This is a genomic window from Candidatus Hydrogenedentota bacterium, assembly GCA_019637335.1.
Classification (GTDB): domain Bacteria; phylum Hydrogenedentota; class Hydrogenedentia; order Hydrogenedentales; family JAEUWI01; genus JAEUWI01.
On sequence record JAHBVV010000018.1, the window covers coordinates 1 to 12,835 of the forward strand.

Annotated in this window: 10 protein-coding genes; 8 read left to right on the forward strand and 2 right to left on the reverse strand. The window is 64.8% G+C overall.

The window, feature by feature from the left end; all coding sequences use genetic code 11:
* Window positions 1-141: 141 nt before the first annotated feature.
* Window positions 142-1,800, reverse strand: a complete 1,659-nt coding sequence (locus KF886_17565; protein ID MBX3179167.1) for a hypothetical protein — start codon at window positions 1,798-1,800, stop codon at window positions 142-144.
* Between the two features lie 384 nt (window positions 1,801-2,184).
* On the opposite strand from KF886_17565, the gene KF886_17570 reads away from it, so the two are divergent.
* The 5 genes from KF886_17570 to KF886_17590 all read left to right on the forward strand — a co-directional run bounded on the left by KF886_17570 (window position 2,185) and on the right by KF886_17590 (window position 9,382).
* The gene (locus tag KF886_17570) at window positions 2,185-3,456 is read left to right on the forward strand and encodes a hypothetical protein (protein MBX3179168.1); all 1,272 of its coding nucleotides are present in this window, start codon (window positions 2,185-2,187) and stop codon (window positions 3,454-3,456) included.
* A 19-nt stretch (window positions 3,457-3,475) separates the two neighbouring features.
* Entirely contained in the window at window positions 3,476-5,650 is a 2,175-nt protein-coding gene (locus KF886_17575) for a hypothetical protein (protein ID MBX3179169.1), read from the forward strand.
* Between the two features lie 499 nt (window positions 5,651-6,149).
* Window positions 6,150-6,908 carry a hypothetical protein gene (locus tag KF886_17580; GenBank protein MBX3179170.1) on the forward strand — a complete coding sequence of 253 codons (759 nt, stop codon included), beginning with the start codon at window positions 6,150-6,152 and terminating at the stop codon, window positions 6,906-6,908.
* Between the two features lie 46 nt (window positions 6,909-6,954).
* A complete protein-coding gene (locus KF886_17585) occupies window positions 6,955-7,749 on the forward strand; it encodes a hypothetical protein (GenBank protein MBX3179171.1) in 795 nt (264 codons plus the stop codon).
* 541 nt (window positions 7,750-8,290) lie between these two features.
* Complete coding sequence (locus KF886_17590) at window positions 8,291-9,382, forward strand: galactose mutarotase (GenBank protein MBX3179172.1); 1,092 nt, start codon at window positions 8,291-8,293, stop codon at window positions 9,380-9,382.
* 13 nt (window positions 9,383-9,395) lie between these two features.
* Here the strand turns inward: KF886_17590 and KF886_17595 are convergent, their stop codons facing one another.
* Window positions 9,396-9,809 carry an Rrf2 family transcriptional regulator gene (locus tag KF886_17595; protein MBX3179173.1) on the reverse strand — a complete coding sequence of 138 codons (414 nt, stop codon included), beginning with the start codon at window positions 9,807-9,809 and terminating at the stop codon, window positions 9,396-9,398.
* A gap of 311 nt (window positions 9,810-10,120) precedes the next feature.
* Here KF886_17595 and KF886_17600 point away from each other — a divergent pair, with 311 nt between their 5' ends.
* From KF886_17600 to KF886_17610, 3 genes are all read left to right on the forward strand, one after another.
* Window positions 10,121-10,774: a response regulator gene (locus KF886_17600; protein ID MBX3179174.1), complete on the forward strand. Its 654-nt coding sequence runs from the start codon at window positions 10,121-10,123 to the stop codon at window positions 10,772-10,774.
* A 28-nt stretch (window positions 10,775-10,802) separates the two neighbouring features.
* A complete protein-coding gene (locus tag KF886_17605) occupies window positions 10,803-11,525 on the forward strand; it encodes a glycosyltransferase family 2 protein (protein MBX3179175.1) in 723 nt (240 codons plus the stop codon).
* Window positions 11,526-11,650: 125 nt separating this feature from the next.
* Window positions 11,651-12,487, forward strand: coding sequence for a hypothetical protein (locus KF886_17610; GenBank protein MBX3179176.1), 837 nt, complete (start codon window positions 11,651-11,653; stop codon window positions 12,485-12,487).
* Window positions 12,488-12,835: the final 348 nt, after the last annotated feature.

Consider the following 12,835-nt stretch of genomic DNA (forward strand, 5'->3'; position numbering starts at 1 on the left):
ACGGATAGTAGTACGGATGACACAGGTAGAAAATCGTTCCGGTCGTTGTGGCCCGCCGGTGGTTGTGTGCGATTTCCGGCGCAGCCTGCGCGGATTGTCAAGCGTCGGAATTGTAGCGGGGTTGATCGGGCGGCTACTCCGTCAATCGGCTATGGCGTCATGCGGTAATTGCGCTGATGGTTGCGGGACGCGGTGAATGGTGAAGTTTTCGGATGCGAATACCCGATCGAGGCCCGGGAACCTTTCTTCCGTGATCCAGTCTCGTTGTTCGGCTTCGGCGAGGACGTGGGTCACGCCCCAGGCCGCCGCGAGATCGTGGAAGGCGTCCGCGCCGTTTTCGCGCAGGGCGGTCCAGAGCTGTTCGCGCGCCGCCGCGCCGGGCTCCCAGGGTACGTAGAGATTCCAGAAGAAGGGATCGCAGGACACCACGCGCGCACCCGCCGGGGCGACGCAGTAGATTCCGGGGCGGTCGTTGCAGAGGAAGACCGCTCCCTTTCCGGCATTCGCCACGATCCAGCGGTATGGCGCGAAATGGTCCGTCTGATCGAGGCGGCGCAAGGCCACGCCGCGGTCGCGGGTGAAGCCGTGCCAGACGCGGAAGTCGCGGTAGTGGGCCGCGAACAGCACGGCGATGGCAACGAGCAGGATCCCCTGCCGGAGGCGCGCACGCACTCTGGCGTCGTCCGGGATGTGCGCGCGATTGGCGAGGGCGGTCGCGCTGGCCCGGGCGATTCCGGCGATTCCCAAGCCCGTGTAGAGGTGTCCCGCGGCGAGCAGGTAGAGCACGTAGTGGTATCCCGGGTTGATCTGGCGGAGCGTGATGCCGTGGGATTCGGCCCATTGCGCCAGGTAGCTGTAGGCCAGGAAGGCTCCCGAGACGGCCGGCCAGGCGATCAGGACTTGCTTCACCGCGCGCGGGGCTTTGCTTCGCCAGAGCGCCACGGCGCCCGCCAGCATGAGCGCGGTTTGCCAGTGGAGGAGCCCCCACAGTGTCTGGGGGAGGCGTCCCAGCGCGGCGCCCTCCCAGATCCAGGTCGTCGGGGTGGGATTTTTGATCTGGAGTTGGTATCGGAACAGGATGGATATGGTGAACGGCAGGCCGGCGACAAAGGCGGCGCCGAGCGCCAACGCCAGGAGCCGGAGGTGGCGGGCGCGGTCCGCGCCGGCAAGGGCGGACGTGAGGACCATGACGCACCCCAGCAATACGGCTGGCGCGGTGTGCCCCAGGAACGTAAGGCCGAGCATCAGCCCCGCGAGCAGGGCGGTGTGGGCCCGGGGGCGCTTCAGGTGGCGCATCCAAACGAGCAGGGACGCGTAGAACACTGCCTGGGTGAGGTGCGGGGCCAGCAGCCAGGGCGAGTAGCTTGCGGAGACGTAGCTGGGCCGCTCCTGCGGGAGGAAGAAGAGAAACGAGAGCAGCGCGGCCAGTGCGGCGCCCGGACCGGCGACGCGCCACGCCAGGGCGAAGAAGAGGAGGGGCGGCAGCAGGTTGATCCACGGCGCCATCCGGACGTTGGCCTGTGGTGGCGCGAGGCCGGTGGCGCGCGATACACCGGCGATGAGCGCGCCGGTAAGGGGGTTGTACCAGAGCCAGGCGTCGGGTACGAGGTAGTCCGCCGGATAGTCGCCGTCGAGGATGATCTGGGCGAGCGCAATGTCCCGGTAGGCGTCGGATCCGGGGTGCCAGTCCAAGCCGCGCGTGGCCTTGAGCCCGTGGTAGAGCGCGACGGCGCAGAAGAAAAGCGCGCAGGCCAGCGCCACCGCCGTGGGGCGGGGCCAGGGTGTTGTGGGAAGCTTCATGGCGTGTCTCGCGGCGGGCGCCCGCCGGGGCGAATCGGGTGCGCGTCACGGTACGTCGCGCCGGAGACTGGATGCAAGCAGGGCAATCGCATTTAAACTTCGTGTCCGAGTTAATCGCCCGATCAGCCACCTGCATTTCAGAAAAAGGCGCGTGTTGGAGCGCTGGCATTTCGCCTGCGGCGAATCCCTGACCCTGCCGGCAGAGATGCCGGCGCTCCAGCACGCTCACATTCCTTGATTCGAGGTTTCCAATCCTCACCCGCAAACGATCATCTATCCCGATCCGGTTTACATGCGATTGTCCTGCGGATTCAAGCGTTCGCTTCGCGTCCGGCGCCGGAATGCGGTACGATACGCCCGCCCCATCCGGGCTGGTGGATTCCGATGAACAACCCACGAAATCAGGCGCTTCTCTTTGCGGCCGTGTCGGCGGCGGCGCTGGCGCTGTGCGCGCTTCCCGGAACGGCCGACGTGAACGTCTGGCGGGCGTGGTCCGAGGGCCTTGCCGAGGCGGGCTTCCTTACGGGTTACAACGCGGGCGTCGGCCACATCCTCCATCCCCCGCTCGGCATGCTCCTGCTCCATGCAGCGCACGAAATCGCTCCAATTCTGGGCCTTCCGGCGCACGTCTGGCCGGAATACGGGTGGACCGGCTTCAAATTGGCCGTCTGGGTCTTTCTCGTCGGGGGCGGCCTCACCTTCTGGCGCATTTCGGGCGATGGGCGCTGGGCTCTGGCGTTTCTGTTCGGCTACCTGCTGAACAGCGTCGTATATGGCGCGTTCGACCTGTTCGGGATCCCCTTTCTGATTCTGGCGATCCATGCTTTCTCCCAACGACGGACGGCCTGGGCCCTGGCCTGGTATTCGCTGGCGGCTCTGATCAAGTTCCAGTTTCTGATCTTCGCGCCGTTCATCGCGTTGTATGTGATTCGACCGGCAAGGACTTCCGATTTTCCCGCGCCCTGGCGCTGGCGCAATTACCTGCCCGCCGCGCTGATCTGGGCCGTTGTGTTGGTGTTCGCCGGGCGGGGAACGCTTCTGGCCCTCGAACGCGGGATTGCGCACGATACCCTGAGCGGATACGCCTTGAACAGCGGCTGGATATTGACCTGGGCCATGCACGTACGCTGGCCCGAGAGCTATGGCCCGCTGCAGGATGGCCTGATCGAGGTCCTGCGCACCCGGGACACCCGGATCCTGGCGCTCGTGCGCATTACGTTCGGCGCGGCCTTCCTGTTCGCGCTATGGCGGCAGTGGCGGGGGCCGCGGACGACCGACGGGCTGCTCCGGGCGATGCTCGCCGGCTACCTGGCCTATTTCCTGTTCAACAAGGGCGTGCACGAGAACCACCTGGCTCCCGCGGTGGCCGTAGCGGGGTATCTCGCGTGGCGGGATCGCGGCTGGCTTTGGGACGCGGTTTTCCTGGCGTTCGCGTTTAATTTGAACATGTTCTTTTTCTATGCGATCAATGGAATAGACCGCGGGGACGCGCGCGTTGTCGCCGGATTCGACGTGTCTCTGCTCTTGGCGTTTGTGTATGTGGCGGTGCTCGGCCTTATTTACGCGCGCCTGCTGGGGTTCGGGAGGACCCACTGGCCTCCGGGGGCCGCGCACGGGTATGATGACGCCCTAACCACGCCGGGGAGCCGGACTTGAAGACTTCGGGAGGAAGACCGTGCGCGTTACCTTGAGCCAGGCCGCGAAACGAGAGTGCGCGCTGGTGGCCTGCGTGTTTCTCACGGCGGCGATCGCCGGAATGGTCTACGTCTCCACGTGGGGCCAGACGGCGGACATCCTCCAGGCGAGCTTTGGCCCGTCGGTTATGCTCGCGTGCGGGCAGGGCTTTGTAAACCCGAAAGCGGCCGATGTTCCCGAACTTGCGGCGTTCCTCCAGCCGGAGCTCCACCGGGATGGCCCGCCGCTGATCGACGCCTTTGATTGCGCGCTGTTGCCGCCCGATCTCGAGACCGTGCCGTTTACGGGGATTCACCGGCGGACCTGGCACATGTTCTACATCGCCGGCTGGGTCTGGCGCGTTTTTGGCGTGGCGTGGTCGTCGCTCACGCCGCTCTACGGACTGCTCTACGGGCTCTCGGCCGCCGCGGCCTACGGGTTGTTTCGGCTGCTGCTCAACCGCCCGCTGGCGCTGTTCTGTGCGGGGCTGTTTCTGATGTCCCCGGTGCAGCTGCACTTCCTACCGCGCCTGCGTGATTTCGCCAAGGCCCCCTTCATGTTGATAGCGCTATTCTGCCTGGTGCTGCTCTTGACGCGCCCGGCGGGCTGGCGGCGCGCGCTGTGGTGCGGCGCGGCGGCGGGCGCGGCGATCGGGCTCGCCACGGGGTTTCGCGCCGAGGCGGTCATGTACTTGTTCGTGTTTGTCCCGGCGGTCCTGCTGTTCTACCCGGGCTGGCGCCCGCCGGCGATGGGCTGCCGCGCGATCGCCGTTACCGCCTTTCTGATTTGCTTTCTACTGGCCGGGTGGCCCGTGCTCATGAAATTCCAGACCTACGGCGAGCGCACGCACCCGTTTCTGATGGGGTTCGCCGGCATCTACGACGCCCGTCTCGGCGTGGACCACCCCGCCTACCAGGTCGCGTGGACCGACCTCGACACCGAGGCGCTCGCGATGCACAATGCGCACAACCGCTACCTCGACGACGCCGCGAAGCCGATCATTTACGAGACACCGGGGTACGAGGCGGTGGGGGACGATTACTTTTTCCGGAACCTGCTGTGGACGCTCCCGGGCGACCTGGCGACGCGGACGGCGGCGGCGGGCCTGCGTATTCTGGACGAGCTCCGGCCAAATCCCGAGGCGTATATGCCCCGCGAGATTACGCACCACCTGCTTGAACCAATCTACGCGGCGCGGGCGCGGCTGATGGAGACCGTTTTCAGCCGCACCCGGTATGTCGCGCTGGCGCTGCTGCTCATTCTCGGCGCGATCCGCCCCCGGCTTGGGTTCCTCGCCCTGTACCTTGCCTTCTGTCTGGCGGGGATGGCTTCGGTGCAATTCGCTTCGCGCCACTACTTTCACCTTGAGGTCTTTCCGCTGCTCGCGGGGGGACTCGTGCTGCAATTCGGGTGGTGGGTATGCACGTTGGTACGCAAAACCGAACGCGTTCGGTTCTTGAATTGGATCGCGGTGCAGCCCGAAGATCCCACGCATCGCGCGATCGCCGCCGCGCTGCCCCCGGGCCACCGGGCACGGCTCTGGGCGCGCCACACCGTGAAGCAGGGGCTGTACTTCGCCATCGGCGCCGCCGCGTTGGTTCTCGTGCCGTGGTACGTGCTCTGCTGGCATCAGGACCGGCAGTTGCAAGCGCTTTTCGACGCTTACGCGGCCTCCGAGCGCGATACGGTGTGGCCGGTGGTTCGCGAAGTCGCTCCCGGGGAGGATGGCCCCCGCGTTCTGCTCGCCCTGGACCCGGTTACGCGTCCGGGCGGCCTGCCGGAGGCGGGGCCCGCGGGGTATTTCGATGTGGACATGCTGGTGCTGCGGGTGGCGTCCGGCGATGCGCCGGTGCGCCTGACGTTCCGCTACGCCGGGGACACCTCCGAACGCGACCTGACCTGGTATACGGACATCCCGCCCGCGCCGGACGGGGCGCCGGTCGAATTCTACGCGCCGGTGTACAACGCGATCTGGCCGGACACGCCCGACAATGCGACGTGGGGCGATCTGCCGCCCGCGTGGACCCGGTTTGAGGGGATCGAGGTCTCGGCCGGCGATTTGCCCCGGCTGGCGGGGGTCGAGCGGTTTCGGTATGCCGCCGGGTACACGCCGCTGATTGGCGTGCAGTTGAATGGCGCGGCGGGTGCGCCGTGGGTGCAGCGTTTTACGCGATAGCGACCACCGTCTTTCGATTATCGCGCTCGCCCGGGCCAGCATCGGGCGCCAACGTGGGCTGCAAGTCCGCCGCAGGCGGAATAAGCATTCCTGCTTGACGCAAGGCGCGCTCCGGGGTATGAAGGGCGCTTCACGCTGGGCTCAGCCGCATGCCTCAAGCAGGAAAATGGCAACATTCCATTGCCCGGGGTTCTGAACATGGGCGGTTGGAAGAACCAGTAGCCAGCGTTGGCGGTTCGCGCGCCCGACGTGTCAACCGGGGACGGTTAACCAGCCTTCGGCGGACTTCCAGCCCACATTGTCGCCCTTCGGAATGGAGCGCTTCCCTGGAATGTTTGAGGTGGCCTCGCGTGGGCGTGGCATCGCCAGATCACGTGGCATTGCGGTCTACCCCAACCAGTACGGGCTGCTCGGAAACCGGTGTCCCTCAGGCGGTATATTATACGTGGTAGTACGCAAGGCCCCGTGGCAAGTGCGCCGAAACCGAGGATCAATCACCATGCCCGTCATCAGCATTCTACTCGCTTCACTTGCCGGCCTTTCGGCTGCCGTGCAGGTCACGCCCCTGCCCGATGGAGATGAGCACGCAGAAGCGCTTAAGGCGGTACACAGCGACTTTCTTCAGCTTGGGAATACGCCCACGGTCGGCGAGCTTGTCCGGCTGGATGGAGAAATTCGGGTCCTGCGGGAGGCCGTCTCGAACATCGAGCAGAACGTGTTCGGCCCTTTCTACTTCAGAGAGGAATATGCCGTCTTGGGGCTGTCCGCCAACTTCTGGAGCGGAACGCTTGAGTATGACGGGAAACTGCTGAAACTCGCGCATGCGATTAACCCGCATTCGGAATTCCGCGATCGGACACTGTATTCTCAAATCGAGATCGGGTATTGGCGCGAAGGCCTGCCTGGTGTAGCAATTGCGCATCGATATGCGACGGAGTTTCCCGACGGGCCGTTTATCTTCGAGGTGTACGAAATTCTGGCGACGTTCTATGACGATTTGTACAAGTGCGTCCGGTACAACGTTGCGCCGCTGAAGAATGATTCGAGCATATATCGAATGGAATGTTACGAGCCCTATTTCTCGTCCATACCGCTGGACCAGCAGATGTTGCAGTATCAGGCGCTGGCGACGGTTTTCTACGGGCAAGCCCTGGCGCTATTGGACGATGCCAGCGAAAAGTCGGCTGAACTTCGGGCGCAATGCGAGGCGCTACGGCGGGGTTCAACGAAAGATTTCTATTGGTGTGTGGGCTGCTGACGCGCGCACCGACGCAGCGGAAAAACAGCCATCCGGAGGCCGCTTGATGTCATTGACGCCGTGCCTGATTCTGAGCCTGCTCGCCCTGCCTGGCGCCGCGCCGCGGGCGGAGCTTCCGCAGGATAGCGGATATGCGCGGGAGCTGGAGCACATCTACTCGGAGTACGTTCAGCTTGGAAGCCCACCGGAAATCGCGGCTCTGGTGCGGCTCGATAGACTGCTGCGCGACATCACCGCGCGAATCGCGGAGGATGTGAGGGCGAACAGAAGCCTGGAATCCAATTCCGCGTATCGGGAGGCGTTCCGGGATATGGGATTGTACATTGGTCATTGGAGCGGCTACATGCAATACTCCGGGGCGCTCCTGGCCAGGGCGCACCGGCAGGATCCGAATTCACGTCTCCGGCCGCACACGCTGTACGCCGCCATCTCGTCGTCTGACCCGGCGCGTGAACCGCACGGCATGCCGGACATGAACGCGGCATTCCAGTATGCCGCCGAGTTTCCCAATGGGCCATTCATCGCGCAAACCTACGAGGTGATCGCGACTTTCCACGACGATCTCTATAAGGCGCTCCGGAAGTTCATGGCGGAGAAGATCTACGACGACGATGTCTATATGGCGTGCTTCAGGCAGTACATGACGGATCAACCGTACGAGAATCAACGGGTCCAGGCGCAGGTTCTGGCGCACCACTTCTACGAGAAGGCGTTGCTGGCGTCCGGAGAGAACGCGGACCTGTCCGAGTCCATAACGCGGAAACTCGAGAACTTCAGGGAAATGCTCGGGGCGGCGGACCAACACCGTTATGAAGTATGGTACTGGTGCTCCGCATGCTGAAGGGCGCTCGCCGCCCCTTGCCCAAGGGACGTACCCGCGCACGTACGCTTGATCCTGGAAAACACACCCACACGTAAACCGGACTTGTGTTTCCCAAACGGCAAGCGCTCCAGGGCGGGGGTATGTCCCGGCCGGGGTAGCGTTGGACTATGCGGCGGCATCACGGCATTGCTGTCTACCCGGACCGGGACGGGCACGCGCCCTGCGGCCCTTGTGGGTGGCGGCTGGGCCGGTTGATGGACGCGATCGGGCGCCGGGCGCGGGAGGTTACGCGCGCGCGTCCGTCCCTTGCTGACGGAACGGTCACGCGCCCTGCGGCGCTTGCGGGTGGCGGCTGGGCCGGTTGATGGACGCGATCGGGCGCCGGGAGCGGGAGGTTACGCGCGCGCGTCCGTCCCTTGGGCCGGGGACGCGCCCGCGCCAAAAGTTTTACTTTGCCGCCGATCTGTAGTAGGGTAACGCGCAACCCAAGCGGGGATTGCGCGAGGTTTGTCGAAAGAGGAGGCGTCGAGCCATGACCAAATCGGGTGTTGCGTGTGGGATGCTGTGGGCTTGCGGTCTGTTGGTGGCTGCCGGCGCGGAAGGGTCGGCCATGGGAATTCAGGTGGCGCCGTATGGCGAAACGAAGGATGGCGGGGCCGTATCGCAGTACACATTGACCAACGCGAACGGGCTGAAGGCGGTGTTGATCGACTATGGCGCGACGCTGGTGTCGCTGGAGACGCCGGATCGGGAAGGCAACTTCGCCAACATCACGCTGGGCTGCCCGAATCTCCAGAGCTACGAGGAAAACAGCCCGTATTTTGGCTGCGTGGCGGGCCGTTGCGCCAACCGCATCGCCCTGGGGAAGTTCACGCTGGACGGGACCGAGTACACCCTGGCCACGAACAATCCGCCGAACCACCTTCACGGGGGGGAGAAGGGATTCGACAAGAAAGTCTGGACGTCGGAGGGCTTCACGACGGCGCAGGGCGTGGGTGTGAAATTCACGTACCAGAGCGCCGACATGGAGGAGGGGTATCCCGGCAACCTTCTGAGCACGGTGAAGTACACGCTCGGAAACGACAATTCGTTGAGTTTTGAATACGAGGCGACGACGGACAAGCCGACGGTGGTGAATCTCACGCAGCACAGCTACTGGAACCTGGGCGGCCACGGCGCGGGGACGATCCTGGATCACGTCCTGAAGTTGCACGCCAGCCGCTACACGCCGGCGGACGAAACGCTGATCCCCACCGGTGAGATTGCGCCGGTCGCGGACACACCCTTTGATTTTACGGCGCCGGCGGCGATCGGCGCGCGGATCGACCAGGTGGAGGGGGGCTACGATCTGAACTTCGTGCTTGACGAATCGCCCGAGCCGCTCAAGCCCGCCGCGCGGGTCTCCGATCCGAAGACGGGCCGCGTGATGGAGATTTACACGACGGAGCCCGGCATCCAATTCTACTCCGGAAACTTCCTCGACGGCAGCTTTGAGGGTCTGGACGGGGTGATTTACCCGAAGCACAGCGGGTTCTGCCTGGAGACGCAGCATTTTCCGGACAGCATCAACAAGCCCGAGTGGCCGTCGGTTGTGTTGCGCCCCGGCGAGGTCTACCGCCACCACACCGTGCACCGCTTCTCCGCCGAATAGCCGGCGCGCCGGGTCAGATGTAGTACATGTCGATGTTCGACGCCTTTTCCATGAGATTGCGCACGGTGGTTTCGGCGAGGACGGCGCGGATACGATCGGCGACCTCCTCCCAGGCGCGCTTGAGCGCGTCGCTGTGCGGATCGTCCACGGGGAGGGGGTCCAGGGTGGGGCCGTCAATGGCTTCGACGATGTCGAGCAGGCGGACGTCCTCCGGCGGGCGGGCCAGGAGGTAGCCGCCCTGGGCGCCGCGCACGCTGCGCACGATGCCGGAGCGCTTGAGCTGGAGCAGGATGTGGACCAGGTATTTCTCCGGGATGCTCCGCCGCTCGGCGATGTCCTGCGAGGTCATGGTGGTTTGCGCGCCATGGCGGAGTCCCAACTCCACCGCCGCCCGGCAGGCGTATTCACATCGTGCGGATATATTCATCGGAATCCCGTTACAGCGCTGAAATTGGCCAACTGGTTGCGGCAGGGCGCATCCCGGAGCCAGCCCGGAGCCATGGTAGGCGACCCGTGTGGGGAAATCAACGTGGGGCCCGTCCCGGCAGCGCGTCCCTTGACGGCGCGGCGTTGGTTTCGCCACACTGGGCATTGAAACGCGAAACCCCGGAATTCCTGACCCGGCAGCTGGAAGGCGCCGGCGGATCGCGCGCCCGCCGGCGGGGTCCGATTCTTCTTTCCGGGGTGGTATACTTACCACTGCGTATGTGAACCAACCTCGAACCGCGGAGAGCGCCAATGCAGGGCGAGTCAGTTCTGGTCGTGGACGACGACCCGGTGAACCGGATGACCATACAGCAGCTGATACGGCGCCGGAACGACTTCAAGATTCTGGAAGCCGTGGACGGCAAGTCGGCCCTGGATTTTGCGCAGGCGGATCCGGGCCTTGCGGCGATTCTGTTGGACGTTCAAATGCCCGATATTTCCGGGATCGAGGTGTGCCGGCTTCTGAAGCACAACCCGCGCACCCGCGCGGTGCCGATAATCCTGATTTCCGCCGTGCACACGGATGATACGAGTATTGCGGAGGGTCTGGAAGCGGGAGCCGACGGGTATCTGACGAAACCGGTTGCGGAGAATATGCTTAACGCGTGGCTTAATGCGGTCACGCGGATCAACGCGCTGAACCGGGCGCTCGCGGAGAACGCCGGCGGGGCCCCGGGCGGCCAGGTTGAGTTGCTCGCGGACATGGCCCAGCTTTCCCACAACATCAACAATCCCCTGCAAGCCATCATGGCGACGAGCGACCTGCTCGACCTGGACTACGAAGCCGACGCGCGCGTCCGCGAGGCGGTGCGCCAGATCCAAGACAGCGCCGAGAGAATCGCGCAGCTTGTTGGCCAGGTGAGCCAGCGCGCGAAGGCGGTGCGCCAGGCGGGCGGGCAATACTGAGCGGGCTGTCGCGCCGCCGGGAGATACCTTGGAAAACCAGCCCAACACCGCGCTTCCGGGGGCCGTTGCCGTCATTCCCTGCTACAACGCCGGCGGCCGGGTGCGTCCGGTTGCCGAGGGGGTGCTTTCGCGTCTGCCGAACCTGATCGTGGTTGATGATGGATCCACCGATGGGTCGATTGCCTCGCTTGAGGGACTCACGTTCCAGCTGGTGCGTTTGCCCGAGAATCGGGGCAAGGGGCATGCGTTGCTTGCGGGCTTTCGGGCCGCGCTGGCGGATCCGGCGATGGACTGCGTTTGCGCGCTTGACGCGGACGGGCAGCATGACCCCGCGGAGATTCCGCGGCTGGTGGGGGCCTTCCGGGAGACCGGCGCGGACCTGGTCATCGGCAGCCGTGTGTTCGACGGCGCACACGTGCCGTGGCGGAGCCGGTTTGGCAATACGTTGACGGTGACGGTCACCGCGTGGCTACTGGGGCGCCGCCTGCCGGATACCCAGTGCGGCTTCCGGGTGCTGTCGCGCGCCTTTATTGAAGACATCGTCGCGTCGGTCGATGGCGGGCGTTACGAAACCGAAATGGCGATCATTGTGAAGGCCATCCGGGAAGACTGGCGCATCGAATCCGTGCCCATTCAAACCATCTACGAGAAGGGGAACGCGTCGTCGCACTTCCGTAAAATTCAGGACTCGTACCGGATCTACCGGCGATTGATTGGCGCGGCGCGCATGCGTCCCCGAAACTCCCGTTGATTGCGCCGCCGTCCCGGCGTTTTGTAACGCGGCGGGCGGCGGCGGTATTGTGTAGTATTGGGGCGATACCCCCCGACACGAGATTGAGGTAGCCCATAATGCCCGCAGGTGGAACGAACAGGTTGATGGCCGTGCTGCTGGGGTTTCTGGCGGCGCTTCTGCCGCAGGGATGCCCGCTCCCACCCATTTCCAACGCGGAGAATCCCGCGGGCATTGCGATGCAGCGGATTCTGCCGTCCGCCTACTACCCGGGCGATGATTTGTTGGTGACGATTCGTATCACCGCGGAGGATCCGAAGAAGATCAGCGCGATCGGCGTAACCGAGATGCTTCCCGTGGGGTGGGTGTTCGTTTCGGCCGAAGGCCCGCCGCTCTCGCCGCCCGCCGGGGCCGCCGGCACGATCGATTTTGCGTGGATCGCGCCGCCCTCGTTTCCGATCGAATTCCGATACCGGGCGCGGTCGCCGCGCGAGGCCGCGGGCAGCGCCACGTTCAGGGGATCGGTGCAGTACCGCGAAGGGGCGGGCCCGCACACGATCGGGGACGTGATCTCGACGGTTTCGCCCGCGAATCCGGCGGGCGTGTCCCTGGAACGGGCCCACAGCACGGCCTATAGCCCCGGTGGCGTTTTCACGGTGGATATCGGCATTGACGCCGACGATCCGGCGGGCATTTCCGCGATCGGATTGTCCGAGACCATTCCCGAGGGCTGGTCGCTGCGCGCCGTATCGGGCGGGGGCGGCTCCGCGCCGGAGGTTTTTCCCGCGCCGGGCCAGCAGGGCGCCATCGATTTCGCCTGGATCGATCTGCCCGCGTTTCCCGTCCATTTTCGGTACACGCTGGACGTGCCGGAGGACGCGGCGGGCCCGGTGTCCATCTCGGGCTACGCCGCGTACCGCCAGAACAGTGGCCCGCTCGGCACGGAGTTGCTGGTCTCGGAAATTGAAGCCTCCCGTCGGTAGCTCCGGCGGCGTGTCACGGCTGGAGTGGAATGGGTGATGGATCGGGATAACACAATGCAGTCTCTGGCCGCAACCGAATAGATTTGAACCGCGAATGAACGCGAATGAACGCGAATTGTATGGTGGTTCAAGGCGCGGCGATGATGAATGTAGTGGACTCGGGATTCCCGCTCTTCCGGCCCGAAGGGCCAATGCAGCTTCGAGCCCTGGGCAACGCCCAGGGAAGCGTGGTGTAGTTTTTGTTCGCCCTGAAAGGGCAGCGCAGTTCAGCGCGGGAGCAAAAACTCCGCCGTCCGCCTTCGGCGCATCTTCGACCCTTTCAGGGCTCACAGGAAATCTATTCCGTTA

Excerpts from the sequence above, each read along its gene's own strand:
- KF886_17595 (MBX3179173.1), bottom strand. The coding sequence starts at position 9,809 with ATGAATATATCCGCACGATGTGAATACGCCTGCCGGGCGGCGGTGGAG.
- KF886_17590 (MBX3179172.1), top strand. The coding sequence starts at position 8,291 with ATGCTGTGGGCTTGCGGTCTGTTGGTGGCTGCCGGCGCGGAAGGGTCG.
- KF886_17570 (MBX3179168.1), top strand. The coding sequence starts at position 2,185 with ATGAACAACCCACGAAATCAGGCGCTTCTCTTTGCGGCCGTGTCGGCG.
- KF886_17585 (MBX3179171.1), top strand. The coding sequence starts at position 6,955 with ATGTCATTGACGCCGTGCCTGATTCTGAGCCTGCTCGCCCTGCCTGGC.
- KF886_17565 (MBX3179167.1), bottom strand. The coding sequence starts at position 1,800 with ATGAAGCTTCCCACAACACCCTGGCCCCGCCCCACGGCGGTGGCGCTG.
- KF886_17580 (MBX3179170.1), top strand. The coding sequence starts at position 6,150 with ATGCCCGTCATCAGCATTCTACTCGCTTCACTTGCCGGCCTTTCGGCT.
- KF886_17610 (MBX3179176.1), top strand. The coding sequence starts at position 11,651 with ATGGCCGTGCTGCTGGGGTTTCTGGCGGCGCTTCTGCCGCAGGGATGC.
- KF886_17600 (MBX3179174.1), top strand. The coding sequence starts at position 10,121 with ATGCAGGGCGAGTCAGTTCTGGTCGTGGACGACGACCCGGTGAACCGG.